Source organism: Shewanella sp. 4_MG-2023, assembly GCF_030548015.1.
GTDB lineage: Bacteria > Pseudomonadota > Gammaproteobacteria > Enterobacterales > Shewanellaceae > Shewanella.
Genome location: NZ_JAUORL010000005.1, coordinates 70,714 through 97,456 on the forward strand (window position 1 = coordinate 70,714; position 26,743 = coordinate 97,456).

General features: G+C 42.3%; 29 protein-coding genes and 1 riboswitch. Of the genes, 18 read left to right on the forward strand and 11 right to left on the reverse strand.

The window, feature by feature from the left end; all coding sequences use genetic code 11:
• The first annotated feature begins 10 nt into the window (after positions 1 to 10).
• From Q4546_RS04000 to ybaK, 12 genes are all read left to right on the forward strand, one after another.
• Positions 11 to 712 carry a histidine phosphatase family protein gene (locus Q4546_RS04000; protein WP_303445743.1) on the forward strand — a complete coding sequence of 234 codons (702 nt, stop codon included), beginning with the start codon at positions 11 to 13 and terminating at the stop codon, positions 710 to 712.
• A 138-nt stretch (positions 713 to 850) separates the two neighbouring features.
• A riboswitch (cobalamin riboswitch) is annotated at positions 851 to 1,023 on the forward strand.
• 117 nt (positions 1,024 to 1,140) lie between these two features.
• Positions 1,141 to 2,028, forward strand: coding sequence for an ABC transporter ATP-binding protein (locus tag Q4546_RS04005; RefSeq protein ID WP_102438676.1), 888 nt, complete (start codon positions 1,141 to 1,143; stop codon positions 2,026 to 2,028).
• A gap of 41 nt (positions 2,029 to 2,069) precedes the next feature.
• Entirely contained in the window at positions 2,070 to 3,167 is a 1,098-nt protein-coding gene (locus Q4546_RS04010; protein ID WP_303445778.1) for an iron ABC transporter permease, read from the forward strand.
• 24 nt (positions 3,168 to 3,191) lie between these two features.
• On the forward strand, positions 3,192 to 4,259 hold the full coding sequence (cobT, locus tag Q4546_RS04015; protein WP_303445744.1) for a nicotinate-nucleotide--dimethylbenzimidazole phosphoribosyltransferase: 1,068 nt from the start codon (positions 3,192 to 3,194) through the stop codon (positions 4,257 to 4,259).
• A 100-nt stretch (positions 4,260 to 4,359) separates the two neighbouring features.
• Positions 4,360 to 5,208 carry an adenosylcobinamide-GDP ribazoletransferase gene (locus tag Q4546_RS04020; protein ID WP_102476302.1) on the forward strand — a complete coding sequence of 283 codons (849 nt, stop codon included), beginning with the start codon at positions 4,360 to 4,362 and terminating at the stop codon, positions 5,206 to 5,208.
• Positions 5,209 to 5,261: 53 nt separating this feature from the next.
• Positions 5,262 to 5,813 (forward strand): bifunctional adenosylcobinamide kinase/adenosylcobinamide-phosphate guanylyltransferase, encoded by a 552-nt coding sequence (gene cobU / locus Q4546_RS04025; RefSeq protein WP_102438667.1) that lies wholly within the window; start codon positions 5,262 to 5,264, stop codon positions 5,811 to 5,813.
• Between the two features lie 212 nt (positions 5,814 to 6,025).
• Positions 6,026 to 7,546, forward strand: a complete 1,521-nt coding sequence (locus Q4546_RS04030; protein WP_303445779.1) for a cobyric acid synthase — start codon at positions 6,026 to 6,028, stop codon at positions 7,544 to 7,546.
• Positions 7,543 to 8,190, forward strand: a complete 648-nt coding sequence (cobO, locus tag Q4546_RS04035) for a cob(I)yrinic acid a,c-diamide adenosyltransferase (RefSeq protein WP_102476304.1) — start codon at positions 7,543 to 7,545, stop codon at positions 8,188 to 8,190. The genes Q4546_RS04030 and cobO overlap by 4 nt, the downstream gene beginning before the upstream one ends.
• 90 nt (positions 8,191 to 8,280) lie before the next feature.
• Complete coding sequence (locus tag Q4546_RS04040) at positions 8,281 to 8,520, forward strand: hypothetical protein (protein ID WP_198589317.1); 240 nt, start codon at positions 8,281 to 8,283, stop codon at positions 8,518 to 8,520.
• 63 nt (positions 8,521 to 8,583) lie between these two features.
• Positions 8,584 to 9,309, forward strand: a complete 726-nt coding sequence (locus Q4546_RS04045) for a Type 1 glutamine amidotransferase-like domain-containing protein (RefSeq protein WP_303445745.1) — start codon at positions 8,584 to 8,586, stop codon at positions 9,307 to 9,309.
• Between the two features lies 1 nt (position 9,310).
• Positions 9,311 to 9,730, forward strand: coding sequence for a VOC family protein (locus tag Q4546_RS04050; protein ID WP_102438662.1), 420 nt, complete (start codon positions 9,311 to 9,313; stop codon positions 9,728 to 9,730).
• 48 nt (positions 9,731 to 9,778) lie between these two features.
• On the forward strand, positions 9,779 to 10,249 hold the full coding sequence (gene ybaK, locus Q4546_RS04055) for a Cys-tRNA(Pro) deacylase (protein WP_303445746.1): 471 nt from the start codon (positions 9,779 to 9,781) through the stop codon (positions 10,247 to 10,249).
• A gap of 252 nt (positions 10,250 to 10,501) precedes the next feature.
• Here ybaK and Q4546_RS04060 read toward each other — a convergent pair whose 3' ends face one another.
• The 11 genes from Q4546_RS04060 to Q4546_RS04110 form a co-directional block, all read right to left on the reverse strand.
• The gene (locus Q4546_RS04060) at positions 10,502 to 11,524 is read right to left on the reverse strand and encodes a DUF4339 domain-containing protein (RefSeq protein WP_102476307.1); all 1,023 of its coding nucleotides are present in this window, start codon (positions 11,522 to 11,524) and stop codon (positions 10,502 to 10,504) included.
• Positions 11,525 to 11,597: 73 nt separating this feature from the next.
• Positions 11,598 to 12,017: a DUF4339 domain-containing protein gene (locus tag Q4546_RS04065; protein ID WP_102438656.1), complete on the reverse strand. Its 420-nt coding sequence runs from the start codon at positions 12,015 to 12,017 to the stop codon at positions 11,598 to 11,600.
• A gap of 274 nt (positions 12,018 to 12,291) precedes the next feature.
• Complete coding sequence (locus tag Q4546_RS04070) at positions 12,292 to 14,055, reverse strand: pseudouridine synthase (protein WP_303445747.1); 1,764 nt, start codon at positions 14,053 to 14,055, stop codon at positions 12,292 to 12,294.
• Positions 14,056 to 14,080: 25 nt separating this feature from the next.
• On the reverse strand, positions 14,081 to 14,848 hold the full coding sequence (gene bla / locus Q4546_RS04075) for a subclass B1 metallo-beta-lactamase (RefSeq protein WP_102438651.1): 768 nt from the start codon (positions 14,846 to 14,848) through the stop codon (positions 14,081 to 14,083).
• Positions 14,849 to 15,186: 338 nt separating this feature from the next.
• Positions 15,187 to 15,570 (reverse strand): VOC family protein, encoded by a 384-nt coding sequence (locus Q4546_RS04080; RefSeq protein ID WP_102438649.1) that lies wholly within the window; start codon positions 15,568 to 15,570, stop codon positions 15,187 to 15,189.
• A 124-nt stretch (positions 15,571 to 15,694) separates the two neighbouring features.
• Positions 15,695 to 17,038, reverse strand: coding sequence for an AarF/ABC1/UbiB kinase family protein (locus Q4546_RS04085; RefSeq protein ID WP_303445748.1), 1,344 nt, complete (start codon positions 17,036 to 17,038; stop codon positions 15,695 to 15,697).
• 140 nt (positions 17,039 to 17,178) lie between these two features.
• Positions 17,179 to 18,078 (reverse strand): hypothetical protein, encoded by a 900-nt coding sequence (locus Q4546_RS04090; RefSeq protein ID WP_102520135.1) that lies wholly within the window; start codon positions 18,076 to 18,078, stop codon positions 17,179 to 17,181.
• 12 nt (positions 18,079 to 18,090) lie between these two features.
• Complete coding sequence (locus Q4546_RS04095) at positions 18,091 to 18,849, reverse strand: hypothetical protein (RefSeq protein WP_076541638.1); 759 nt, start codon at positions 18,847 to 18,849, stop codon at positions 18,091 to 18,093.
• The gene (locus tag Q4546_RS04100; RefSeq protein WP_076541640.1) at positions 18,849 to 19,382 is read right to left on the reverse strand and encodes a hypothetical protein; all 534 of its coding nucleotides are present in this window, start codon (positions 19,380 to 19,382) and stop codon (positions 18,849 to 18,851) included. The genes Q4546_RS04095 and Q4546_RS04100 overlap by 1 nt, the downstream gene beginning before the upstream one ends.
• Positions 19,383 to 19,389: 7 nt before the next feature.
• The gene (locus Q4546_RS04105; RefSeq protein WP_076541642.1) at positions 19,390 to 19,674 is read right to left on the reverse strand and encodes a J domain-containing protein; all 285 of its coding nucleotides are present in this window, start codon (positions 19,672 to 19,674) and stop codon (positions 19,390 to 19,392) included.
• Positions 19,675 to 20,050: 376 nt separating this feature from the next.
• Positions 20,051 to 20,593, reverse strand: coding sequence for a hydrolase (locus tag Q4546_RS04110; RefSeq protein ID WP_303445749.1), 543 nt, complete (start codon positions 20,591 to 20,593; stop codon positions 20,051 to 20,053).
• A 153-nt stretch (positions 20,594 to 20,746) separates the two neighbouring features.
• Here Q4546_RS04110 and Q4546_RS04115 point away from each other — a divergent pair, with 153 nt between their 5' ends.
• The 6 genes from Q4546_RS04115 (at position 20,747) to Q4546_RS04140 (ending at position 26,729) form a co-directional block, all read left to right on the forward strand.
• Positions 20,747 to 21,784, forward strand: coding sequence for a DUF2235 domain-containing protein (locus Q4546_RS04115; RefSeq protein ID WP_102438640.1), 1,038 nt, complete (start codon positions 20,747 to 20,749; stop codon positions 21,782 to 21,784).
• A 97-nt stretch (positions 21,785 to 21,881) separates the two neighbouring features.
• The gene (locus tag Q4546_RS04120) at positions 21,882 to 22,730 is read left to right on the forward strand and encodes a cobalamin-binding protein (RefSeq protein ID WP_102520134.1); all 849 of its coding nucleotides are present in this window, start codon (positions 21,882 to 21,884) and stop codon (positions 22,728 to 22,730) included.
• Positions 22,731 to 22,987: 257 nt separating this feature from the next.
• On the forward strand, positions 22,988 to 24,247 hold the full coding sequence (locus tag Q4546_RS04125) for an efflux RND transporter periplasmic adaptor subunit (RefSeq protein ID WP_102476311.1): 1,260 nt from the start codon (positions 22,988 to 22,990) through the stop codon (positions 24,245 to 24,247).
• 80 nt (positions 24,248 to 24,327) lie between these two features.
• On the forward strand, positions 24,328 to 24,561 hold the full coding sequence (locus Q4546_RS04130) for a hypothetical protein (protein WP_102476312.1): 234 nt from the start codon (positions 24,328 to 24,330) through the stop codon (positions 24,559 to 24,561).
• A gap of 104 nt (positions 24,562 to 24,665) precedes the next feature.
• Complete coding sequence (locus Q4546_RS04135; RefSeq protein WP_102476313.1) at positions 24,666 to 25,394, forward strand: ABC transporter ATP-binding protein; 729 nt, start codon at positions 24,666 to 24,668, stop codon at positions 25,392 to 25,394.
• A 21-nt stretch (positions 25,395 to 25,415) separates the two neighbouring features.
• The gene (locus Q4546_RS04140; RefSeq protein WP_102531963.1) at positions 25,416 to 26,729 is read left to right on the forward strand and encodes an ABC transporter permease; all 1,314 of its coding nucleotides are present in this window, start codon (positions 25,416 to 25,418) and stop codon (positions 26,727 to 26,729) included.
• Positions 26,730 to 26,743: the final 14 nt, after the last annotated feature.

Here is a 26,743-nt window from a genome sequence, read left to right on the forward strand (position 1 = left end):
GTCTCCTTAGATGAAGCAAGCTAAGATAATATTGTTACGCCATGGCCAATGTGAGGGCGGCAGTATTTTGCGGGGTAAAACCGATGTGGCGCTAACTGATTTGGGGCTAACGAACATGCACCAGAGTGCGGCTAAGCTAGGGCTACTAGGTTGTTTGCCATCACTGCAGCTATACAGTTCGCCTTTGGTGCGTTGCCATGAATTTGCCGCTGAATTAGTGCAGCAGTTAAACCAAGTGAGTGCTGATTTAGCTTTAAAGGTTGAGATAATGTCTCAATTACAGGAAATTGATTTTGGCTTGTGGGACGGAAAAAGCTTTGCAGAGCTTTATCAGCATAGCGCTAAAGCGTTAGACGCCTATTGGGATAACCCTTGGGAGCATGGCGCGCCCCAAGCTGAGCCCATGGCTGAATTTGAACAAAGGGTGGCGCAGGCTTTTGCGCAAATAACCTTGCAAGCTTACAACTTGGCTGAAGCTCATACTGCTGAGGCTAATAGTGCTAAGGCAACAGCATCAGCCACTGCTCTGGTAGTGACTCACGGTGGAGTTATCCGTCATATTATCGCTTTGGTGTTAGGACTTGAACGCTGTAAAGGGCTATATGGACAACTGAATATAGATTATGCCGCGACGGTAACCATTGATGTGTTTTGGCCTGAAGCTGATGATAAATCGACTAAACCCGTCTATCGTTTAAACTGGAATAATTAGTTTTAGCCTAAAATTAGCAGAAAAAACTAACTTCACTTAGGCAGATATACCGTACAATATAAGCCGCATTTATTAAGTGCAATAAAATTTCAAATTAAGTCAATTTAGCTGCAGTTGAGTGCTTGTGTGAAATGCTTTAAGCAACACCAGTATCAAGCGGTTCGCTAAATGAGTAGGGAATCGAGAACTAGCCTAAATGCTGTTTAGCTCGAACTGTACCCGCAACTGTAAAATAGCATCTCATCACTTGTAAGATAAGTGATTAATGAATGCCATTAAGTCAGATACCTAGCTTAGTTTTTCTTGCTGAATTAGCAGCACCTAACAACAACTTGAGCGGGTAACTCAGGCGGAGTTTGTATCGTGATCAGTATTAAAACCCCAGATGTGGCTAAACATGCCTCTTGGATAACCGCAGGGGTAGTATCTTGACTACTGCGGCATTAACAGTTGATCAGCTAAGCTGGTCAGTTGCAGACAATGAGATCCTTTCTCAAGTCAGTTTTGCCTTGCAACGTGGTGAAATGCTAGGGCTTATTGGCCCTAATGGTGCGGGTAAATCCAGCTTACTGCGCTGCTTGTATCGCTATATCACCCCTGATGCTGGCAAAATCAGCTTATTTGGCGACAATATTAATGGTTTTTCTCATAAACAATTGGCCACTAAGGTTGCCGTAGTGCAGCAAGAGTCACCCCATTATTTTGATATGACCACCCATCAACTGGTTTCTATGGGCTTAACGCCCCATAAAGGACTTTTTGAAACCAATACCCAAGCAGATGCAGATGATATTGCCAAGGCACTGGCTAAAGTGGGTCTTGAGCACAAAGCCTTGCAGCAATATGAGCAGTTATCTGGCGGTGAAAAACAGCGGGCATTAATTGCACGGGCTATCGTGCAAAAGCCGCAGTTATTGATCCTTGATGAGCCGACTAATCATTTAGATATTCGCTATCAAATCCAAATTCTTGAGTTGGTTAGGCAACTTGGCATTAGCGTGATTGCCTCTATTCACGATCTTAATTTAGCCAGCGCAATGTGCGATAGATTGCTGTTACTTGATCAAGGAAAGTGCATCGCTCAAGGTTTACCTGATGAAGTATTAACAGAAACCATTTTGGGGAACGTGTTTGATGTTTGCTGCCAAATATCAAGTCACCCACAGCACGGTAAACCGTTAATTACCTACTTTTATGGTTATCAAAGTCATTATGACAATGCTAATCAAAACACTTGTCAAAGCTCGCAGCAAAACGCATATCCAAGCTCTGAACAAAAACATGGCCAATCAAACCACGGGCAGGGCGATAAATGACAGCCATTGATGCCACACAATCAGTGAAGCTAGCAAAGCAGATGAGTTTAAGTTTTAAGCATAAGCTACTGCTGTTTGTTACTGCCATAGTGACCTTAGTTACTCCAATCGCCGCGGCAAGTTTCGGCGCAGCCAATATCAGTTTTGAACAAGTCGTTAGCTTGTTTGCTAATCTGGCATTAGGTACAGGTGAAACAGATTCACTAACGCAGCGGATTGTGTTTGAGCTGCGTTTTCCAAGAATTATTTTAGCCTTTGTGGCAGGCGCAGGTTTGGCGCTTGCGGGCAGTGTATTGCAAACGGTGACACGTAACCCGTTGGCGGATCCCTATTTATTTGGTATTAGCTCTGGGGCGTCATTTGGGGCGGTATTAGTGCTGAGCTTTTTTGGCAGCCAAGGCGTAGTGCTGCAATGGTTAGGAGAGTCTTCTGGTCATCTTGCCAATGCCATTTTACGTTCAGGCTTATTCAGTAATGATGCCTGGTGGTCTTGGTCATCCATTAGTTTACCAATTGGCGCTTTTATTGGTTCGAGTTTATCTGTGCTGTTGGTATTAGGTTTATCTGGTTTTGGTCGTGCTAGCCAAGTTGAGCGGATGCTATTGTCTGGGGTGGCCACCTCTTTCATGTTCGGCGCGCTAACCAGTTTGGTACTGTATTTTTCAAGCCCTCAAGCGGCGGCTTCAGTATTATTTTGGAGTTTGGGCAGCTTTGCTAAAGCTAGCTGGGCAGGGCTGGTTATCCCATCTGTGGTGGTAGTTTGCAGCATATTAATTATTTTAGCTTTTAAGCGTCAGGTGTTAGCCATTCAAGCGGGGGATGAAACGGCGCACTCCTTAGGGGTTAACGTCGCCAAAATTCGCTTAGCTATGCTTATTTTGTGTTCATTAATCACCGCCACGCTGGTGGCAAGTTGCGGCGGCATTGGCTTTGTTGGCTTGATGATCCCTCATACCGTGCGGCTGCTCTATCCTGGGCAACAACCTATTATGATGACGGCATTAGTCGGCGGCATATTTATGGTATGGATTGATGTATTAGCCCGTTGTTTATTAGGCAACCAAGAGTTGCCGGTAGGTATTATCACTGCCGCAATTGGTAGTGTATTTTTTCTTTTTGTATTACGTCATCGTCGATGAGATTGCAGTTTTGGAGAGTAAGGGATGTTTGCGGTAGATCCAGTTAGTCATAAATTTGATGATCAAATACAGCATAAAATTAATCAGAAAACTAAGCCGCTAGGGGCGCTAGGGTTACTCGAAACGCTAGCAATGCAGATTGCGCAAGTGCAACTAACGCCACAAGCTAATATGAAACCAAAGTACAATATTAGGCATAAGCTGAGTATTAATAAGCCCGCTATGTTGGTGTTTGCTGGCGATCATGGTATTGCTGCTCATGGGGTATCGATTGCCCCCAGTGAAGTTACTCAACAAATGGTGGCTAACTTTGCCAATGGCGGCGCTGCGATTAATGTCTTTTGCCGTCAAATGGGTTTAAACCTTGAAGTGATTGATTGCGGCATGTTGCAGCCAGTTGATGACCCTCGTATTACTCAGCATCGTTTAGGCAATGGCACTCAAGCCATTCATCAAAAAGCGGCCATGAGTTTATTAGCGGTTAAAGATGGCTTTAGCTATGCAAGTGAAGTGGTTAATCGTCACTATGATTCAGGTTGTAACCTGATTGCGCTTGGTGAAATGGGCATTGGCAATACCTCGTCAGCTGCGGCGATTATGGCCGCATTATTAGGCTTAGATATTAAAGAGTGTGTCGGCCGAGGTACGGGGATTGATGATAGTGCCTTTGCCCTTAAAACCGAGTTATTGGGGGTAGCGCTTAACCTGCATAGAAGTAAATTTACCGATCCGGTTAATGTACTTGCCTGTGTTGGCGGCTTTGAAATTGTGCAAATGACAGGCGCTATTTTAGCGGCCGCTGAGAAAAAGATGCTGGTGGTTATTGATGGCTTTATTGCAACCGCAGCGGCATTAGCCGCAGTTAAATTACACCCTGATGTAAAAGATTACTTAATTTTTGCTCACCAATCAGATGAGCAAGGCCATATTAAAATGCTCGCCGCAATGGATGCTAAACCACTATTGCAATTAGGGTTTAGACTAGGTGAAGGTACAGGCGCTGCGCTATCACTGCCAATCATTGAAGCGGCGGTGAACTTCTACAATGATATGGCTAGTTTTGAAAATGCCGGCGTAAAGTCAGTGGTGTAATTGCGCTGCGAATCGAGAAGTAAATCGAGAAGTAAATAACGCAGTAAATATTAACGCTGTGATAGCCAATTAGCTGTGATAGGCAATTAAAGGAAACGTCATGGAGCAACAGTCGTCATCTGAGGGGGCAAAAAATCAGTCTGATGAAACTGATTATCAAGCGCCTAAAAGTGGAAGTACACTAAAAAAACAACTGAATTTATTGCTTATTGCGTTAAGTTTCTTCACTCGAATCCCTGTGCCAGCTTGGGTTGAGTTTGACAGTGAAAAGCTTAATCAAGCTAGCCGTTATTTTGGCGTAATTGGGTTATTTGTTGGCAGCATAAGTGCAGCGGTGTTTTGGGTGAGTCAGTTTGTGTTGCCTAATGGGGTTGCGGTGATCTTGGCGATGATAACCGGCGTATTAGTCACAGGAGGCTTTCATGAAGATGGCCTTGCTGATACCGCTGATGGTTTTGGTGGTGGCTGGAAAGTTGCTGACAAGCTGCGCATCATGAAAGATTCAAGAATAGGCACTTATGGCACCTTAGCCTTAGTGCTTTGCCTATTATTAAAGTGGCAATTGTTAGTCGAAATTGCCCTTTATAGCCCGATTAATGCGGTCGTCGCCATTGTTGTTGCCCATGGTTTAAGCCGCGTGTTAGCAGGGAGCATTATCTTTTCAGGCCAATATGTTACTGAAGATGATGGCAGCAAATCAAAACCTCTGGCGCAGCATCAGCACATCAATGATTTATTGATTTTATGCTTAAGTGGCTTTGTGGTACTAGCCTGTTTAAACGGCGTAGTCGCCTTTGGCTTGTTATTGCTATTAGTGTTATTACGACAAGCCTTGATATGGGGCGGTAATCGTCAAATTGGCGGCTATACCGGTGACACGTTAGGCGCTGCACAACAGATTGCTGAACTACTGTGTTATGGCGCAATTTTAGTCATAGGGCTAAATTAAATTTTTGAAGTAAAAATTTTAGCTTAGATGAATGTTAATAAAGGAAAAACTGCATGATCCATCTGGTGCTTGGTGGTGCCCGTTCAGGTAAAAGCCGTTATGGTGAATCCCTTGCTGAGCCTTTCGCTTTGCAAGGGCATCGTTGCGTCTATATCGCCACCGCCACCGCACTTGATGATGAGATGAAGCAGCGAATTTTACGTCACCAACAAGACAGAGATAACTCAAATATTGATTGGCAGCTGGTTGAAACGCCGCTAGCCATTGCCCATACCTTAGTTAAATATGACTCCCCGAATACGGTATTGTTTGTCGATTGCCTCACGCTGTATTTAACTAATCATCTTGTGGCCAGTGAAGAGACCCACCGTGATGGTGTTGATGAATTATGGCAACAGCAAAAGCAGGCGTTATTGGCATGTTTACCCACTCTTGAAGCGCAGGTGATATTAATCAGCAATGAAGTGGGCTCAGGCATTGTGCCACTTGGAGAATTAAGCCGTCGTTTTGCTGATGAAGCCGGTTGGTTAAACCAAGCTATTGCTAAAATCGCTGACAAGGTCACCTTAGTGGTTGCAGGCTTACCCGTTGAGCTTAAACGCTAAACCTATGGCTAAGCTATATTCTTACAACAGCGATTGTATAAGCATGGTTAACACTGCCAATACCTCATTCACTTTCTCTAATGTCACGCCATAGCAGCTTAAATGACAGATAAAAATCAACCATGATGCAAATTAAAAACCAAACTAAAACTAGCACAAGCAATACGGGCAGTTCTGGCCATAGCTATCAAGCTGGAGCGGCTAAAACCTTAATGGTGCAAGGCACCACATCAGATGCGGGTAAAAGCACCCTAGTTGCGGGTCTTTGTCGGGTCTTTGCTCGCCAAGGTACTAAGGTGGCGCCATTTAAACCACAAAATATGGCATTAAATAGCGCAGTTACCGCAGATGGCGGCGAAATTGGCCGCGCCCAAGCATTGCAAGCCGTGGCGTGTAAGCTTGCGCTGCATACGGATTTTAATCCAGTATTATTAAAGCCAAGTAGTGATACTGGCTCCCAAGTGATTATTCACGGTAAAGCCTTGACTACATTAGAGGCAAAAGCTTTTTTTGGCCCGGAAAGCCGTAACTATAAAACCCTCGCTATGGATGCGGTATTACAGTCTTTTGAGCGCTTGACCCAGCAATATCAGCTGGTGGTAGTTGAAGGGGCAGGTAGCCCTGCAGAAATCAATTTGCGCGAAGGGGATATCGCCAATATGGGCTTTGCTGAAGCGGTCGATTGCCCTGTCATTATTATTGCTGATATTGATAAAGGCGGCGTATTTGCCCACCTTGTGGGCACCTTGGCACTGCTCAGTGGATCTGAGCAACAAAGAGTTAAAGGCTTTGTGATTAATCGCTTTCGTGGCGATATTAGCCTATTACAATCTGGCATCGGCTGGCTGGAAAACTACACCCAAAAACCGGTATTTGGGGTTTTGCCTTACTTACATGATTTACATTTAGATGCTGAAGATGCGCTGATTGACTCCCATGGGAAAGTCACAGGTTCGGAAAAGGACTTAGCCATTATCAATCATAAGCTCAAAGTGCTGGTGTTAGTTTTTCCAAGGATCAGTAATCATACCGACTTTGACCCTTTACGGTTGAATCCTTACATTGAGTTTCATTATCTTAGCCTGCAAACCCAATCCAGTAATCCAGATTTCCCCAAAGTGGATTTAATCATATTACCAGGCAGTAAAAATGTCAGAGCAGATTTAGAATTTATGCTTCAACAAGGCTGGGATCTTGAGGTTAATAAGCACTTACGTTATGGCGGTAAAGTCATAGGCATTTGTGGTGGTTATCAAATGTTAGGCCAATATATTCATGACCCCGATGCCATTGAAGATGTGGCAGGTAGCAGTAAAGGCTTAAGCTTACTGCCCATTGAAACCACACTGACGGCAGATAAAACCCTGTGTAAAGTAAGTGGTCACTTAGCGCTTAATGAAGCTAAAACAAGCATTGAAGGTTATGAAATTCACTGCGGGGTGACTCAAAAGCTAACTTCTGCAGATTTGCTAGCGCCTATCAGTCTCACATCACAGCAGGGTGATACGCAGTACGCAGAAGGCCTACTCAGTGATGATAACCAAATTTTGGCAACCTATGTTCATGGTTTATTTGATAGCCCAGATGCCTGTGAGCTTATATTGCAGTGGGCAGGGCTTGCTCAAGCCAAAAGCATTGATATAAACCAAATACGTGAACAACAATTAGAACGATTAGCTGATGTGCTTGAAGCGCATTTAGATATGGATAAATTAACAGGAAGTCTCTCATGAGTGATAACGAAAACCAGAACGAAAGCCAGAGCCAAACCAGTAATATCGATGCCACTAAAGCCGATCGCCATAAAGCGCGTCAGCAAAAAGTAAAACAAGGTGTCGATGCTAAAATTGCTGCCGCCCAAGATGAAAAAGGCATTTTGCTGGTACTGACGGGCAACGGTAAAGGTAAATCGACTTCAGGTTTTGGCTCTGTTGCTCGCGCCGTCGGCCATGGACACAAAGCCGCAGTAGTGCAATTTATCAAAGGCACTTGGGCCTGTGGCGAGCGCAATCTGTTAGAAGGCGCAGGGGTTGAGTTTCATGTCATGGGCACAGGCTTTACTTGGGAAACCCAAGATAAAGAAAAAGACACTCAAGCGGCGATGGAAGCCTGGCTTGAAGCTGAAAAACTCTTACAAGATGAGTCAGTTAATTTAGTGCTATTAGATGAGTTAACTTATATGGTGAGCTATCACTACATAGAGGTTGAGCGGGTACTGAATGCGTTAAAAAATCGCCCAGCCATGCAACATGTTATCATTACCGGCCGTGCCTGCCATCGTGAAATCATTGAACTTGCCGATACAGTGTCCGAAGTTCAACCGATAAAACACGCTTTTAATGATGGCATTAAAGCGCAGCTAGGGTTTGATTATTAATCAAATTTATTTGTTGCTTTACCCTTGGTAACATTATGCAAGCCAAAGTGCTTAATACAACAGAATTTTAATAATTTAAAAAGAGAGATAATGATGAAAACAATGACCTGTAAACAGCTTGGTGGCGCTTGTGATGAAGTATTTCGCGCAGAGACATTCGAGCAAATGGTCGCGCAAAGTAAAATGCACGCTATGGCGATGTTTCAGCAGCAAGATGCCCCACACATGTTAGTGATGTCGCAAATGGCGCATTTGATGCAAGATCCTGCAGCGATGCAGCAGTTTATGGACGAGAAAAGACAGCAGTTTGATGCTTTAGCAGACGACTAAGCAGTCTAGCTATTCGGCAAAATGTGACATAAATGCAAAACAGTAAACGGACTTACAAGATCAATGAAATTAGCATTATTAAGTGATGCAACATCAATAGCATCCCAGCAAGCGATAGCAGCTATGGTGGCGACATTGTCGATTGCAGAAAAGCAAGCTGGCGTAGTTTATATAGCATCTGAGCCAGATGCTCAGCGAAGCTATTTTGCGCCAGTAGCTGCCATGTTTAAGGGCCTTGGCTTTGACAAGGTTAACTATATTGATCTTGAAGATGGCTATACCACCGAGTCGGAACGTATTTTACGCCAAGCAGGGCTAATATATTTATCCGGTGGCGATACTTATCGTTTCCTATACTGGTTAAAGCAGCGTGGGCTAGATAAGTTACTCTATCAACTGGCACTGGGTGATATAAGTCAAGATAGCCCGGAAATTGATCGCCTTAGAATTGATCGTCCTGTAAAACACTGTGCAGGAACTAGTACTGCGATTATTGGGATCAGTGCTGGGGCGATGATAATGACGCCATCAATTGATACAGCGCCTTTATGTGGTGATAGTAATCAAGTGGGATTAATTGATACCAGCGCTTTAGCCTTAGTGCCATTTTTATTTGTGCCGCACCTATCGGCCACAGAGATTAATGACGCACAAACGCAATCACTGTTTAAGTCGCTGCCATTAGCTAAACAGCAAGAATTGCTGTGTTGTTCAGATGATGATGCAATTGTGCTAGTCGATAAGCAATTGACTGAGTTTGGTGCACCAACGTGGATTAATCGGAGTTAATATGTCTGTTTCTAATGAGCCAAAACTCAGTCAAACTGGCCCTAAACTGACTCGGGTTGACCATATTCATATTTATGTCAGGGATAGGGCAAAGGCATTCGCTTGGTATCAACAAGTGCTGGGTTTTAGGCTGGTCGAAGCGTTAGCCTTTTGGAGTCAAGGCGACGGCCCGCTAACTATCGAGCATGGTGATATTCATTTAGCGCTTTTTGAAAGTATTAAGCCTAAATTTACCACAGTCGCTTTTGGGGTGGATGCTAATAATTACCAGATGTGGAAACAAAAACTTGCTGAGAATAAGATAAAATATACTGAAAGCGATCATGAAATTACCTGGTCAATTTACTTTGCAGATCCCGATGGCAATCCTTTTGAAATTACCAGTTTTGAATATCAACAAATCACAGATACTAACAGCTAAAAGATCACAGCATTAGGTGGTCTTATTTACGGATTTATTACAGACACTATGACCCCAGCGATTAACACCCTCAAAAAACATAAAACTCCTCACACTATCTATGAATATGAGCATGATAGTAATGCCCTGTCCTATGGTGATGAAGCGGTAGAAAAACTTGGCGTGTCAGCGAGCCAAGTGTTTAAGACTTTAGTGGTTACAATAGACAGCAAGGAATTGGCCGTTGCGGTTGTGCCCATGACATCAATGTTGAGCCTTAAATTACTTGCTAAAGCTCTTGGTGGTAAAAAAGCGGTCATGGCGGATAAAGGGCTAGCGGAAAAAACCACCGGTTATGTATTTGGTGGAGTGAGCCCATTAGGACAAAAACGGCGTTTAAAAACCGTGATAAATAGCTCTGCCAAGGAGCTTAATACCATGTACGTGAGCGCGGGTCGCAGGGGCTTAGAAATCTCATTGGCGCCAGCAGATTTGCAAACGCTAACTCAAGCAACCTTTGCCAACATATGCAGTGAGTAATATCCAAGCGACATTTACAAGGTGATTGCAGCAGTGAGCGGACATTTTTGTATTCGATTACAGTGGTAATCATTGCAAATGTTCAACTCGGAAAGTTGAGTCGCTGAATACTGCATTGAGTCACCCCTGTTAAGACTATTCCAACGAACTCGATTCAATAAAAAACGGCCTATTTAATAAATAGGCCGTTTTGATATTCAATTCGGTGCAACTATCAGCAGTTAAGTATCATTACCTCAGTAGCTGTAAATGTTAAGAAGCAATGTAATGTGTACGTCTTCTACGACGTCTCATTCTGGCTTCTTTTTCATCTTCAGTTTCTACAACTTCTTCTTTTTTATCAGTAGCTTTCTTATCATTGCTGTTAGCATTCGTTGATTTCACCAGCTGATCTGCATCATCCGGCGTTTCTGACTTTTTTGGCGGTGTCTTAGGATCCCCCTTGAAGACAGATTTGAAGATATTACTCACGCCAGATAGACCAGCCGCTTTTTCTTCAGCTTCAGATTGAGTATCTTCAGCGATGTCTTCAGAGAATTCTATTTTATCAATTTTTGCTTTAGCTTTTTTAGGTGCTACGGCAACAGGATCTAACGATTTCTTCGCTGTCAGTTCTGAGTTGTTGACGTCTTCTACTGCTGACATCATGCTTTCAGCAAGTGCTTTTTGAATTTGATCACTGATTGCAGAGACATTATCAACAGATAAAGCTGCCGAACTTACTGCAGCATCTTTAGCTACAGGAGCTGCGGTAACGGCTTTAGTATCGGTGCCGCTTTCAGCAAGCCGTTTGTTGACTCGTTGATTAAATTCAGTAACAGCTTCATTAACTTCAGTTTTAGCAATTGATAACGCACTAACTAATTCGTCAAATGAGTTTTGTAGCGAATTATATTTGTTTTCAAAAGGACTAATATTATTTTTAACTTCATCATTTAGATTATTCGTTAATTTTTTATAATTAGTAATTTCTTGCTCAAACTCAAGCAGGTAGGCCTTGGTAGAAATAACGCTTTCTTCCATGCTAAGTATTTTTGCTTGTAATGCTTTATCTTTAGCTGCAAATTCGGCGATTAATGCTTGAGGTATTTCAGCTGGTGGTGTCACTGCTGGAACAAAGGCGGCAAATTCGGGAATGCTGCTTGCAGGTTTCCATTGAGTGAATGATGGGTGCCATCCATAACAGTTACCATCACTGAGTAAAAATTCTTTTGCTTCAACTTCTGTAAATGGCCCAGTTATTTTGCCATTTTTGGAAAAAAACCATTTTTTCATAATCGTATTCTTAATGTTTTAGTTATAAACAAATGTTATATGCAAATCAGAGTAATAAGGTTTCTTTACTCAATCAGTTAACACCAGCAAGAGTCTTCTGTAATGCAGCATATTGCTCATTAACGCTTTTTAACGTTGCTTCTACTTTATCGTTTAAATCTTTGGTGGTTTGTTTAAAGCGATTGGTGTCGCGATCAATATCTGCCATTGAACTACTGATAGTTTGAATCGTATTATCTATTCGGCCTAGCGCAGCATTTAGCTCACGCTCTTTAGCTGTGAAATGCTCTATCAGTTGTTGCGGGATTTCCGCCGGTGCAGGTGGTGGAGAGCCAATAACATCGAACTCTTCTATATCACTTACAGGAACCCACTGCGCATAAGAAGGATGCCAAGCATAAACATTTGGATTTGACGCAATAAACTTATTTGATTCTGCCAGCCTTAATGGTCCGCTGATCTCACCATTATTTGAGAAATACCACTCTTTCATAGTCCACTTTTTTCCTTAAATAGTGCAGTAAGCCAAAGTTTTATTAATTTAATCAACAGCTTGTAGGAAGGCTAAAATTTATAACGTAGAAAACGTTAGCTTATTGGGTTGTTATCAATTAAATCGCATATCGTACGAACTTATTACATTAACTGATATTGATTAACATTTCCACTTGGAAATGGGGATTTTTAAGAGTTTTTATCAGTGCCAAATAGACAGAAAATTGACACTAATTCATTCAGTTGTTTAAAACTATTGTTTTATATTGTGATTATTCGAAGTCAGCATTAACTTCAAAGGTTATTCTGTGATTTGTATTAGGGTGAATAATCGACAGCAATTGAGCATGTAAATGCAGTCTTTGTGCATTTTTTCCATATAAATCATCGCCTAAAATTGGCATGTTCAAGCCTTTGGCGTGGGCGCAATGGACTCTTAATTGATGAGTTCTGCCTGTCTTGGGGAATAAGTGAATTAAGCAAGAGTTGTTTAATTCCTGTACTTTTTGCCAATGGGTTTGTGCATTTTTTCCGTGTAAATAACAGACAAGTTGCTTTGGTCTATCGTCTAAATCTACTCTTAATGGCAGTGTAATATCGCCGCGATCAAGCTGTGGGACCCCATCGATCTTAGCGATATAACGCTTGGTGACAGTACGACTGATAAATTGCTGCACTAAATGCTTATTGGCTTCTTTAGACAGCGCAATAACCATTAATCCTGAGGTCGACATATCTAGGCGATGTACTATGAGTGGCCCAGTGGCGTGGGGAAAAGCTTGCTTCATTCTGCTATATACTGAGTCGGTGATATTTTTACCAGGCACAGATAAAAACTCCGCTGGTTTATTCACGATCACAATATGATCGTCTTGGTAAACGATGGGAAGCTCGACCCCTTCAGCAGGGTTGCTAAGTAGTGGATTTTCATCAACCAGTAGGCCTTTAAGCATATGCCCTAAAATTGGGCGGCATTTTCCATGGCATGCAGGGTAATAGTTTTTATGCTGTTTAATTTCAGATTTGGGCGACATGCCCCACCAAAACTCAGCCATAGTGATAGGAGTGAAATTATGTTTAAAGGCATATTGTAGCAGTTTAGGCGCGGCGCACTCACCAGCTCCAGCAGGTGGTAAATGATTGGGCGCATCATTAAAAATCTTATTAAGATCACTACTCTCACCTAGGGCATTTAAAAACTGATAGTGGCTAAATAACTTATGCTGTAGCCCATTAGATAGCTGCTTTCTTTGTTGTTTAATAGCACTAATAGCTTGTTCTAATTCAGCTAATGGCTCAGCAACCAGTTTAGTTTGCCGCTCCCAATGCTCTTTAAGCTCTGCTAAGCAATATTTATCATTAACGCTTTGTCTGCTCATTTCAATTGATAAGGTTTTAAAGTCAGTTTCATTGAGACTTTGCGCTTGAGCTCGCTGAGCTTTGCGATACTTTCTGTTTTCGATCATTTGCGATCGCTGCGCCGCGATGGCATTTTCAGCTTGCTGCTGCGTTAACGCTAGTTTAGTGGTCAACTGCTGTAATAATGGATCGTTTTCTAACTCAACCAGCTGGGCATTGAGTTGATTGATTTCGATATTTTCTTGTTTGAAAAAACTATCTTTACTGAGCATATCAAATACTGGCGGCACGAATTGTGGCCATAGGTTTTTATCAGCTAATTTACCTGAAAAAGCAGCTAAAAAACCCAGTTGTCCCTGAGTATTTTTGACCACTAATACCCCAAACATTTTACCTATGGCAGGAAGGTGTTTTGATGCTTCTCTTCTAAGCAATGCTTCAGTTGGTGCTGACTGATCATGTTCTTTATCGGTAATGCCAAAATTATGCAGCCAATCTGTTTGCTGTTGTAAATGCTCTTGTAGCTGCTCGGCGGCGATAATCGCTAATGGGTGTGGCTGATAATAAAAGGGGAAAGTAAATTTTTCCGGCAATGTATATCCATCTACATTGGTGTTAAATGGCACAAAGCAGTGCTGGTTTGTAGTGGAATGGGTTGCGTTATTATCAGTTGGCATCTTCTACAGCTTCTTTTTCAATAAATTACTTTAAATGGTTACTAATCAGCTCTTGGGTGTGCTTGAGTAGTTCTAATCCGCCATTGTTGCCATGACCTGGTACCACAATGATTGCATCATTATAACGGCTTTTGGCTTTATCTAGGGTATTTGGCCACTCAGAAAGTGACGCTTGTGCAATATAGCCCATAGTTTTGCTAGCTTGACTTTTTATTAGGCATCCGCCGAATAGTAATTTCGACTCAGGCAGCCACACCACGAGGTTATCTTCTGTATGGCCTGCACCGAGATATTTTACTTCAATCTGCTTGTGGGCTAATTGCAACTTGTCGCCTGTAAAAGCCTGTTTTGCTAAAGGCTTATTATTGGCTTTTAAGTATGAATTGGTTAATTCAGAGGCGTTAGTATCAACCCCTATGGTATTTAAGTAGCCAATTCCGGCTGCGCGATCATCATGGGAATGAGTTGAAATACTCGCCCGTAGCGTAAAGCCTTGTTGCTTAATCCATCGCACCAGTTGAATGGTATCTTTTTCTGTCCATGGGGTATCAATCAAGTAGGCCTCTGAGCCATCGATAACCACTAAGCCATTAGCTGATACAAAGCCGTAATCTTGAGTTTGGAAGTAAGAGGTAAACTGAAATACATTGTCGATTAACGGCTTGACTGATAATTGGCCTTTTGTTGGTTCAAGCTGATTAGTGGCGCTTTTAAACTGTTCTTGGCTAGCGTGGGTGCTGGGCACTAACAGTAAAATATAAGCGAGGAATAATGCAATGGCCAATTTCATCATGCAGTCTCTGTCCAAGTGGTTACAGGCTAGAGTTTACCCTATTGCTATTAAGATGGTGCAGTCTATTAAGATAGTGTAGCCGCTTACTATTGTGGCTAATTTTACACAGGTAGCGCTTGAGGTTGATAGGCTTCAGTATGAGGGCCTTTGTTGAGCGGCATTATGAGCTATTTTGAGTGAGAGACGCTATTTGAGTTGCTGATGTCAGCCTTTGACAATTTAACAATCACATAGCGAGTATCAAGGCTATGTGATTGTTGGACTTTAAGTCATTTTTCAGTGTTTATCGTGCGGTAGAAATAACTTCAGTCGTTACTATTTTGTATTTACGACTGCGATTATTTTGGAAGTCGATGCAGTACACAAATTTTATTGCCATCAGGGTCGCGTAAATAGGCAAGGTACAAATTCATCGCAGGGTTTGAACGTACTCCAGGCGGTTCTTCACAAGGTGTGCCGCCATGAGCGGCGCCGACTTCATGCCATTTATCGCCCTGAGCAGCATCTTTAACACTAAAACCGATAGTGGTGCCGTTGCCGTGGGTTGCAGGTTCGCCATCGATGGGTTTAGTGATGGCAAAAATACCGCTTTCAGTGAAGTAAAAACAACGACCTTTATCATCGATGACCCCAGGTTCGTAACCTAAAACGGCGAAGGTGGCATCGTAAAATGCTTTTGATTTTTGTATATCGTTACTGCCGATCATGATGTGGCTGAACATGTCACTCTCCTTGTTGAATTATAAGGCGTTTATAAATTTTTTAATAAACGTCACTTTCTTATATGGGACTGTTTTATTATTAAACAAGCCTTTTGGCAATAAACGTCAGCGTTAAGTGCGAATGCTAGATGTTGTTTTGATGGCTTAAAAACAGCTGCCTGACATCAATTTTTGCTTTTATGCGAGAGGCAAGTAAGTAGATACCGGCTAACTTGCGATGGATAAAAATCGCATCGGTTGGCGGTGTGTGCCATTCATCTTGTTTGGTGCTCATGGCCTTGGCTGAGTCGGTAATGCGTTTAGCGAGATTACTATTGGCAAAATCATATTCCCCTTCACATCGTAATGGCTCACAGGCTTGATGGAAAATATCGACAATGACTTGTTGCTGCTCTGGGGTAATGTGTTTTTGAAAAAAACCAATTTGCGCTGCAGCCTGGGTCATGAGTGCGCTATCACTGGTCATAGCGCCTTGCATTAACATGTTATAGCCGCTGGATAAATCATCAGAAATGCTGCGGGTAGCACCAAAATCTAACAGCACAATTTTGTCAGAATCTGCTTGGTACATAAAGTTGGCAAAGTTGGGATCTGTTTGTACTAACTTAAAGGTAAACAGCTCATCTAAAAAAAGACTGAGTAACCGGGTGGCGACCTTATCGCGAATGCTTTGCGCCATATTGAGCACAGATTCTATTGGCACGCCTTCGATAAACTGCATCGCTAAAATACTGTCGGTGCTAAGCTGCGAATAAACTCTTGGTACCACAAAGTGTGGCGTATCAGCGACCCAAGTGTAGTATTGCTGCAGTAAATTAGCTTCGTAGTGATAATCAGCTTCGTGGTGTAATTGTGCTTTAGCTTCAGTGAGTAACTTATCAAATTGCACATGGTCGGGCACTAACTGCGCCATTTTTAGCAGGCTCGCAACATTATCAATATCGCTGTCGATACTGTCTTTAATACCGGGATATTGAATTTTAACTGCTAGTTTTTCACCACTGTCTAGATAGGCTAAATGTACCTGACCAATAGAGGCGGCTGCAAAAGGGCGTAATTCAAATTGGGCAAAAGGAGCTAACCAATCTTGTCCCCATTGTTGTTTGAGGATCGCAACCAGTTGTTTATGGGGCATGGCTTTAGCATCATCGCGGAGTTTCGCTAAGATGTCACTGATTTCTGGAGGCAGTAAATCACCACTATCCATAGAGATCATCTGACCCACTTTCATGGCCGCGCCACGAAGTTGAGCGAGCTTTTCAGCCACTTGAGTCATATTCTTGGGAGTAAGTACCAACTGTTGCAACTGAGGTGATTGACCTTTACTGAGCTGTTTGGCGCCTTCAAACAGTACGTTGCCAGCAACCCTTGATGCTAATGAGCCCATTTTACCTAAACGAGATAAACGACTACTGGGGATCTTGGCTACACTGCTCGCGCTATTTCTGTCAGTAACATCTCTATTCATGGGCAACTCCGGTACTTGCTCGCGTTATACTGAGTTAGATAATACGTTGGAAATTTATATTTAGATCAGAAGTTTAAAGCATAAAAAAAGGGTAATGTTATTACCCTTTAATATTGCGCTATTTAGTGTCTTTGGTGTCACTAAAACTCAAAGGTGTCTTGCCAACCGAGTAACACACTTTGTAGGCCATGTTTTTGCTCGTAACGCTCAAGCTTTTCAGGACTGGCATCACCAAGGGCAAGTTCACGGTATTTTTTGGCAAACTTAAGCGTTCGCAATAACTCTTGGTAAAAATGCTTACCTAAGTCTTGGCGAATGGTGTCTGCGAGTGGTTCTGGCAAGAGTGACAGCGCTCGGTCAGTGTGAATTTGGAGCACTTCAACACTAAACCACTTATCGTCTAACGCAATTTTACGCAGGCGCTTTTTCATGTCTTCACGTACACGAGCATCATCAAACATCATGCGATAAAGCACGGCTTCAGCCAGCACGCTTTCAAGCCCAAGACTAAATAATGGATCGAGTTCAGTTTTAGCGTAAAAGGTTTCAAGCAATACTTTCGTGGCTTCTTGACTTCTGTGGTCAGTAAGCGCTTTTTGATAATCTTGCCAACCTAGCCACTCATCTGTATCTGGCGGGGTCGAGATTTTTTCCATGAGTATTGGATTGATATCACCATAGAGTGATTTTTCACTGCCATGCATATGCTTACTCACAGTGGTCAACATGCTCCAGCCTTTTTGAAAGCATTTCATTATGCCATCAGGGGTTTTCAGCAAGTTGATTGAGCCAACGGGTTCGTGACCGGTTAGTGCAATAAGCCCTAGGCTAACCACGCCAATGACATCATGGGCTGCTTGCTCCAGCAAATGCATTTTGTGCTTGTTATAAAACTTATCAGCAAGTTTAAGACTCATTAAAATCGCTTTCGATTTTATTTGGGTGACATGCTCATCGGTTAATAGTGCTTCACGGCGGCCATACTCAAGTACCCGACTAAAGTATGGGCCTTGATTGTTATCACGTAATGCTAACTGCATTAACTGGTTTCCTTAATCAAGAAAAGTAAACATATCATCGACTTCAGCGTACTCATCAGCCACTTGGTTTTTATCTTTTGCTTGTAACACCAGCTCATTAACGAATTTACCGATGATTTGTTCCCAACCAGAACTTTCATTACGCAGCAGATTTTTAATCGACTTGGCCACTTCAGGCGCAATTTGTTGAATTAATGCCAATAGGCTGCGGGGATCATCCATCGCTAGGCTATGGGCTTCTTCATCTGCTTGCCAGTTGCTATAACCCACTGTTTCACCATCATCTTCGTCATCATATGAGTCAAAAATAGTGTTGTGGTCTTGCTCGGCTGATGGCGCCAAAATCAACTCAATAAACGGAATTGATAAATAAAACAGCCCAGCAGGATCTTCTGCAATACACTCTAAAATGGCGGCTTGTTTTTCTTCAGTGCCCTGAATACGAATAAGGTAGGTTAAAAACTCAAAGGTATGATGCATTAATTCATCAACATTGGTTTTAATTTGCTCTTCCCAATACAAAGGTTGCTGACACACTATGTCGCGGATTTGCTCTGGGGTCATCAGCTCAGACATGATCGACGGACAAGAAATATCATGATGACTGTTGATTTGAGTTAAGGTAACGATATCCATATGCTCAATGACATCAACAAGCTGCTCATCATTCATTGTGTTAGCAATGATTTCGAAGCGCTTACTGGCTTGTTGTGGCTCAACATCAGCGAGATCTTTAATCTCAGCAGCAGTGATTTCAATAAGATTGTTCATTAACGCTCCTCTTCATCATATTGGTCGTAATAGCCTTCTTCATCTTCGCTTTGGCTGTCGTCATCATTATTATATGGGTCATAACCATCGTCGCTATTGCCACCTTCAGATGAAGCAAAAGACTTACTTGGTGCAACCACGTTATCTTGAGTATTAAGCAGATAAACCACGGCGCAGCTTTCAATTAACAGTTCTTCAGAATATTTACGTACTGCAAGGACTAATGGCACATCGGCATTGTTGAACTGCACCGTGACTTTAAACTCGTCCCATGTTGGCAATACCGCATTATCAATCCAGCCTGCCCATTTCATTTTGGCTTCGTCAGAAAAACGAATGCGATTAAATAAGGCAACCGGTAAATACTCGGGTACCGCAGCTAGCATCGACGGATCGGCTAATAAAATCTCTTTCATTGAGTTGGTGAATTTTGCTAATGCATCAGGGGTATCGGGGTCGTTGTACGATTCGATATTGTCATAGGCATTATTTTTTAACTCATTGATGCGTGAGATATTAAGTGTTTGGCTCATGGGTTTCTCAAGAATAAAATTGGTCCCACAGCTCGGTCATTGCCGCTGTAGGATTGGTCACGATGACATTATTAAAATCTTTAATAAATGCAGTTCTTAATTTTTTATCAGATAAAACATCATAGGCATTTTTAACCCTTTGTAGCTGCTCTGCAGCTTGATGCTTTTCTTCTTCAGATGCGTTAAGCAGTTTATCGGGGTGCAGCTTATTTGATAAACGTTTATAGGCTTTTTTTATTTCGTCTTCTTTGGCACTGGCTTTAACACCGAGGACGGTGAAGTGGTTAATCATATTTTTACCTGTGGCGAATGAACTTGGATAGCGAGTGCTAATCCATTAAATTATGATTATTTGGTTGCAAATAATAACAGAAATACTGTGTTTCCCATAAAACTATCAGTAAGTTTAGCTTAATACAAAATACACAGGTTAGATTTACAGCAATTTATTGACAATCTTGGGAGGATAAATCGAGAAACTATGTTTGCATGCAGCAGTGTTTAGCGCAAGAAATGCGATTATTTAAGCCCAAATCATGCCCAATGATAAAGGTTACATGGGATTAAATATGACATCTAAAAAGCCATTTGCTTGGTATTCAAAGCGCCGTAATAGCGCTTATTTGCTAAGCGCTAACAATCATCCATAAGGCTTTAATTTAGAATTGCTATTTGATCAACTTAAGTAATGATTTAAAGCGCTCGCCTGTCGCTTGATGTTGCAATTCAAATAAACAAGATTCAATGTTAGTGAGTTTAGCGCCTAGGGCTTGCATCATTTCAATGCCTAAGGCTCTATTGGCCTCAATGCGCGATGACACCGCATCGGCAACTAAATGCACATGGTAGCGATTAGCCAACAAATCCTGACAGGTTTGATAAACACATACATGGGTTTCAATGCCCGCGAGAATAATCTGATTGCGATTTAAGCGCGTTATCTGCTGCTGAAACTCCTGGCACTGCCATGCGCTAAAGTGAGATTTAGCAATCACTTGGGTAGTTTTAGATAAATGCTCGCTCAATTGCGCTGAGGTCGGACCTAATTTATCGGGCAGTTGTTCTAGCCATAAAATTGGAATATCAAATAATTGTGCCCCTTGGATCAAGATAGCGAGCTGATGATGCAGCGCCGAAGATTGCTGCATTACCTGTGCAAGTTTACCTTGCACATCCACAATCACCAGTACAGATTGATCCGCAGTTAACATAAAAACTCCTTTGTTTATGGCTCAATAGCTGAGTTAGAGTAAACCCTGTTAGGGCGGGCTGACTATAGTCTAAAGGTCGAAGCTTTATCTGCTAGCAAGGATTGATACTATTTTATTACTTAGCACTTATTGCTGTAATTCAAGGAAGATATAATGAAAAAACGTATTGTTATTTGTGCCGATGGCACCTGGAACCGCCCAGAGAAAGACCTTAAAAAAGACTTTCCCACCAATGTGCTACGTATTGCCAGAGGCATTAAGCCCATTGCCGATGATGGAGTGGCGCAACAGGTGTTTTACGATTGGGGCGTCGGCTCATATTATGACTCAGTATCTGGTGGCATAACCGGCAGTGGTGTTCAAAAGAACATTATGGATTGTTATCGCTATATCGTACAAAACTACCACGAAGGCGATGAAATATATCTGTTTGGTTTTAGCCGCGGCGCTTATACCGTGCGCAGTTTATGCGGCTTAATTAATAACTGCGGCATTCTAAAGCGCCCCGATGCCAATCAAATTCAAGCGGCGTTTGAGCACTATAAATCCAAATCAAAACCTTATAAGCCTGATGGCGCAAAATCCATCGCTTTTCGTGAGCAATACAGTTACCCATCAAGGCAGGTCAAATTTGTTGGGGTGTGGGATACCGTCGGCGCCATGGGAATTCCATTCTCATTTTTAGGCTTATTTGAAGATAAAGATGAGTTTTACGACACTAAGCTTGGGCGTAATGTTAGCGTAGCGCGCCATGCGCTAGCCATTGATGAAGTGCGTGACGACTTTAGACCCACCATTTGGCAGCCTCGCAGCAACATGAATATTCAACAAGTGTGGTTTGCAGGGGTGCACAGTAATATAGGCGGCAGTTATAAGCCTGATGATGATCAGAGCTGTTTATCGGATATCGCGCTTAAATGGATGATGCAACAAGCCAGTGAATTTGACTTAGCATTTGAGACCCATTTGCATGACAGTTTGCGCCCTAATCCTATGGCGACCAAGCATAAGTCTAAAAAGCATGTGTATCGTATTCGTGGTGAATATCATCGCCCGCTAACTGACTGCGAGAAACCTATTTGGATACATCAATCAGTGAAACAAAGATGGGATGCTGACATGAAATATAGACCTAAAAACTTACAAGCTTACATCGATACTCACGGTTGGCCTGATACACTCATTGAGTAGCTCATTGACTGAGTTGTTTGAAGTAATAGTCGGTTGCAGATAGAGTCTGGGATAGCATTGACCCAATAACCCCAGTGTAATTTTTCAAAGGAAAAGCATGTTGTCACGAATTTCCATCAGTATCTTTTTTATCATCACCACTGTGGTAAGTCCTTTTTTAGACGCTAAGACAAAAGAAGCCGAACCCGCTAAACGTATCATAGCGCTTTCGCCCCACGCGGTTGAAATGCTCTATGCCATCGGTGCTGGCGAGTCTATTGTTGCCACTACTGATCATACTGATTTTCCAGAGGCAGCAAAGTCTATTCCCAGTATCGGTGGTTACTACGGTATTCAAATTGAGCGAGTGTTAGAGCTAAACCCTGACTTAATCGTGGTGTGGAATAGCGGCAATAAAATGGACGATATCACCCAGCTAACTCAGCTAGGCTTTAAGGTGTTTAATAGCGATCCTAAAAGCCTTGATGATGTAGCCAATGAATTAGAACAATTGGGTGAGCTTACGGGTAATCAAGATAAAGCGGCTAAAGTCGCAGCAAACTATCGTCAGCAGCTAACGGATATCCGCGCTGAAAATCAATTAAAGTCGCCAGTAAAAGTGTTTTACCAGTTGTGGTCAACGCCGTTAATGACAGTATCTAAAGGCAGTTGGATAGAGCATATTATCGAAGCTTGTCATGGTGAAAATGTTTTTATCGATGCAGCCAGTGAATACCCGCAAGTAAGCGTTGAGAATGTATTGCTCACCATGGCAGAAGTGATTTTACAAAGCCAAGATGAGGGCAACGTTATTGGTGTTGATTGGTCACAGTGGCCAGAATTACCCGCAGTTAAAAATCAGCACATTTATCAACTCAATGCAGATGTACTGCATCGCGCCTCACCACGGGCTATTTTAGGTGTTGAAGCCTTGTGTAGTGCATTGGATAAGGTGCGTCAGCCCTAAAGCGGCTTGAATTAAGCAGTTCAATATAGATTGCCCAAAAGTGTCCGCGCGGACACTTTTTTTGTTTTCGGACACTTCTCATTTTAATGCGGACACTTTACAGGGTGTCCGCGGACACTTTCGATTGTTGGTCGTATAATTAAAATATCTTAAGTATCTAATTAATATCATTATTTAATTTATGGCACAGCCTGTGCTATATCCAATGCAATATGATTGATAAATGCAGCAGCATTGAGCGCATTCTAGGATTAATGATGATTAAAGATACCAGCGGACAAGATAAGGTTATTCAGCCAAAGCTAACCAATAAGCTAAAAATGCCATTAGTGATTGGTACCCTTGGCTTGTTGATGAGTGCGTTGGTGTGGGCAAGCTTAGGACATGACAATAATATTCGCTCAATTGATGCAACTGACTTAAGGCTAGCGACACTGACTCGCGGCACTTTGGTTCGTGATATTGCCACCACCGGTAAAATCGTTGCTGCTAATGCACCTGTTTTATATAGCACTGAACAAGGTGTGGTGACTATGCTGAGCCAACCTGGCGATATCGTTGAACTTGGTCAAGTGGTTGCTCAAATAGAAAGCCCTAAGTTACAAAATTCTTATGAGCAGCAGCAATCATTGTATGGGGCAATGGAAAGTAATTTAGAACGGGCCAAGTTAGATGCTCGCCGAGAACAACTCAGAGTTAGCCAAGTGTTAGACATGGCCAAAGTGGACTTAGAGGCGGCAGATCGTGAAAGTCGCCGCGGCGATCAACTGATTGAAAGCCGTTTGATTAGTCGAATCGATTTTGAAAAGGGTAAGGATGATCTGCACAAAGCAAAATTGCTGCATCAACATGCCATTGCCGAAGTTGACTTAATGGGCGATACCTTAGCATTTGAGCTTAAAAATCGTGCCGAAGAAGTGTCTAGACAAGCGTTAGTGGTCAAGGAGTTAGCCCGTCAACTTGGTGCGCTTAACATTAAAGCCCCAGTGAAAGGCATTATTGGTAACTGGCTGGTGGAGCAAAAAGCCCGTATTGGTGCCAGCCAACCTATTTTAACCGTGGTGGATTTAAGTGCCTTTGAAGCAGAGCTCGCCGTACCTGAATCTTATGCTGATGACTTAGGTATCGGCATGGATGTAGAGCTGAGCTTTGGCAATATCAATGTCATGGGGCAATTGTCCTCAATCTCACCAGAAGTGCGTAACCGTGAAGTCACTGCCAGAGTTCGCTTTGATGCTGATGAGCAATTGTCATTACGTCAAAATCAGCGCTTATCGGCTCGAGTATTACTGGAAAACCGCCCCAATGTATTAATGGTTAAGCGCGGCGACTTTTTAAATCGCGGTGGCTCAACAGCTTATTTATTGACTGATGATATAGCCCAAAAGACGGCCGTGACTTTAGGTGTGAGAAGTATGAGTCAGGTGGAAGTGATTGAAGGCGGTAAAGAAGGTGATGTGTGGGTTATTTCAGGCACCGAAGCTTTTAGTAACGATGACACTATTCAGCTTAGATAAGCTCAAATTAGATAATCAGAATTTATAAAAACTTAAATTTTATCCAACAAATTTAATCCAAGCTCGGTAAGGATACGACCATGAAAAAATTACAAACTAGACCCTTTATTAGCGTGATGGCTTTGATGCTTTTAAGTTTAGCGGTGAGTTATCGTATAGATGCCAGCCTAGACTGGTTGTCATTCACTTTTCAGCTCATTGATTTAACCGCTCAAGTGTCAGATAGCGCGACTGAAGCGGTTCAGAATGACTTAGTTAACGCCTTCATCAAGCTCGACATCTCCTCAGTATTACAGATAGTGGTGATTTTTTAACGCCTATTCAATCATGCCATATCGATCATATATGGAAGGTTAAACAAATTAATTGAACTTGAAGTGGTATGAAATACCGCCGAGTTAAACAAGGAAATACAACAATGTTATCAATGAAAAATATTAGCAAAGTATTTAAAACGGACTTAGTCGAAACCCATGCATTACGGGAGTTTAACCTTGAAGTGGCAGAAGGTGAGTTTGTTGCTGTAACAGGGCCATCAGGTTCAGGTAAAACCACCTTTTTGAATATTGCAGGTTTGCTTGAAGGTTTTACTGACGGCGAATATCACCTTGATGGCGTCAATGTATCAAACCTTAATGACAATAAAAGTGCCCAAGTTCGCAATGAAAAAATTGGTTTCATTTTCCAAGGTTTTAACCTTATTCCAGATTTGAATTTAGCTGAAAATGTTGAAGTGCCACTGCGCTATCGTGGCTTTAATAAGGCTGAGCGCAAGCGCCGTGTGGAATCAGCATTAGAACAAGTCGGTCTTGCTGCCAGAATGAAGCATTTACCGACGCAACTATCCGGCGGGCAACAGCAACGAGTTGCTATTGCTCGAGCGCTGGCTGGTGAACCTCGTTTTTTACTTGCCGATGAGCCAACGGGTAATTTAGACAGCTTAATGGCGCGCCAAGTGATGGAATTATTAGAAAATATTAATCAGTCAGGGACCACCATTATTATGGTAACCCATGATGCCGAACTTGCTCGCCGCGCTCAGCGCAATATCCAAATTGTCGATGGTCAGGTTTGTGACTTTTCCATGTATCAACAAGCTGACCACAGTGTGGTAGCCGACTTACAAAAAGTCGCTAACGGCGCTTAATGACCGAGTAGGAGAGTCACTATGTTTTTATACTATTGCGATCTTGCTTGGCGCAGCATCAAGAAAACACCCATGTTGTCATTGCTAATGATATTAGCCATATCCATAGGTATTGGCATTACTATCACCACCTTAAATGTTTATAAAACCATGTCTTATAACCCGGCGGGTGATCGTAGTGATCAAATCAATTCGGTGCAGTTGTGGAGCCAAGGATTAGATTCATGGGATGAGTTCATGTCAAACATCACCTACACGGATGTAATTAACCTTAGAAATCATAATGATCTAAAGCTTAAAGCCGCTTCTTATCGAACGGGACTGGCCATGCAGTCTGATGATCCTAAAAAAGAGCCGACTTTAGAAAGTGTTCGAGTGATTGATGGCGATTTTTTTACCATTTTTGAAGTGCCATTCCTATACGGTGAGCGATGGGATAAAAGTGTTGATTCTCTGCCAGCGTATCAAGTGGTGATTAGTGAAAAACTTAATACTACTTTTTTTGATGGTGAGAATAGTATTGGTAAAACAATTTATTTAAACCGTAAACCATATCAAATTGTTGGGGTGATAAAGGATTGGAATCCACAACCTAAATACTATGATCCTACCAATGGTGGTTTTAATGATGCAGAGAATATATTTATTCCCTTCTCATTAACCGAACAAGAAGAATTTGATGTTTGGGGTAATACCCAAGGATGGCAGTTTGAACCGATGTTGACCCACCAAGATAGATTGAATTCTGAGAAAGTTTGGATTCAATTCTGGACACTATTAGATACAGAAGCTGATAAGCAACAGTTACAAACGTGGTTAACGCAATATGTTGAACAGCAACGCAGCTTTGGCCGCTTTACTGATACGGCTAAAACAGCCAAAGAAGCTGTACAGATAAGTCATGTGGAGAAGTGGCTTGAGGACAATAATGTCGTACCGAGGGATAACAAAATCTTAGTGGGATTGAGTGTATTGTTTCTGACGGTGTGCTTAGTCAATATTCTTGGATTATTGCTGACAAAGTTTTTAAAGCGTGCGCCAGAAGTCGGTGTTCGCCGTGCTATTGGTGCTAGCCGTGGGCAAATATTCAGTCAATATATGGTTGAAGTTGGCATTATCGGTTTTATTGGTGGCGTGGTCGGGTTGTTATGGGCTTGGGGGGCACTAATCCTGCTTGAATCACAATTTAATGTCGATGCCAGCGTGGCAGGGCTTGATAGCAGTATGTGGATTATTACCCCATTAATTGCCATTTCAACCGCTGTGTTAGCGGGTGTTTATCCTGCTTGGGTCGTGTGCCGCACTAAACCAAGTGTGTATTTGAAAGCACAATAGCTAACCAGAAAAAG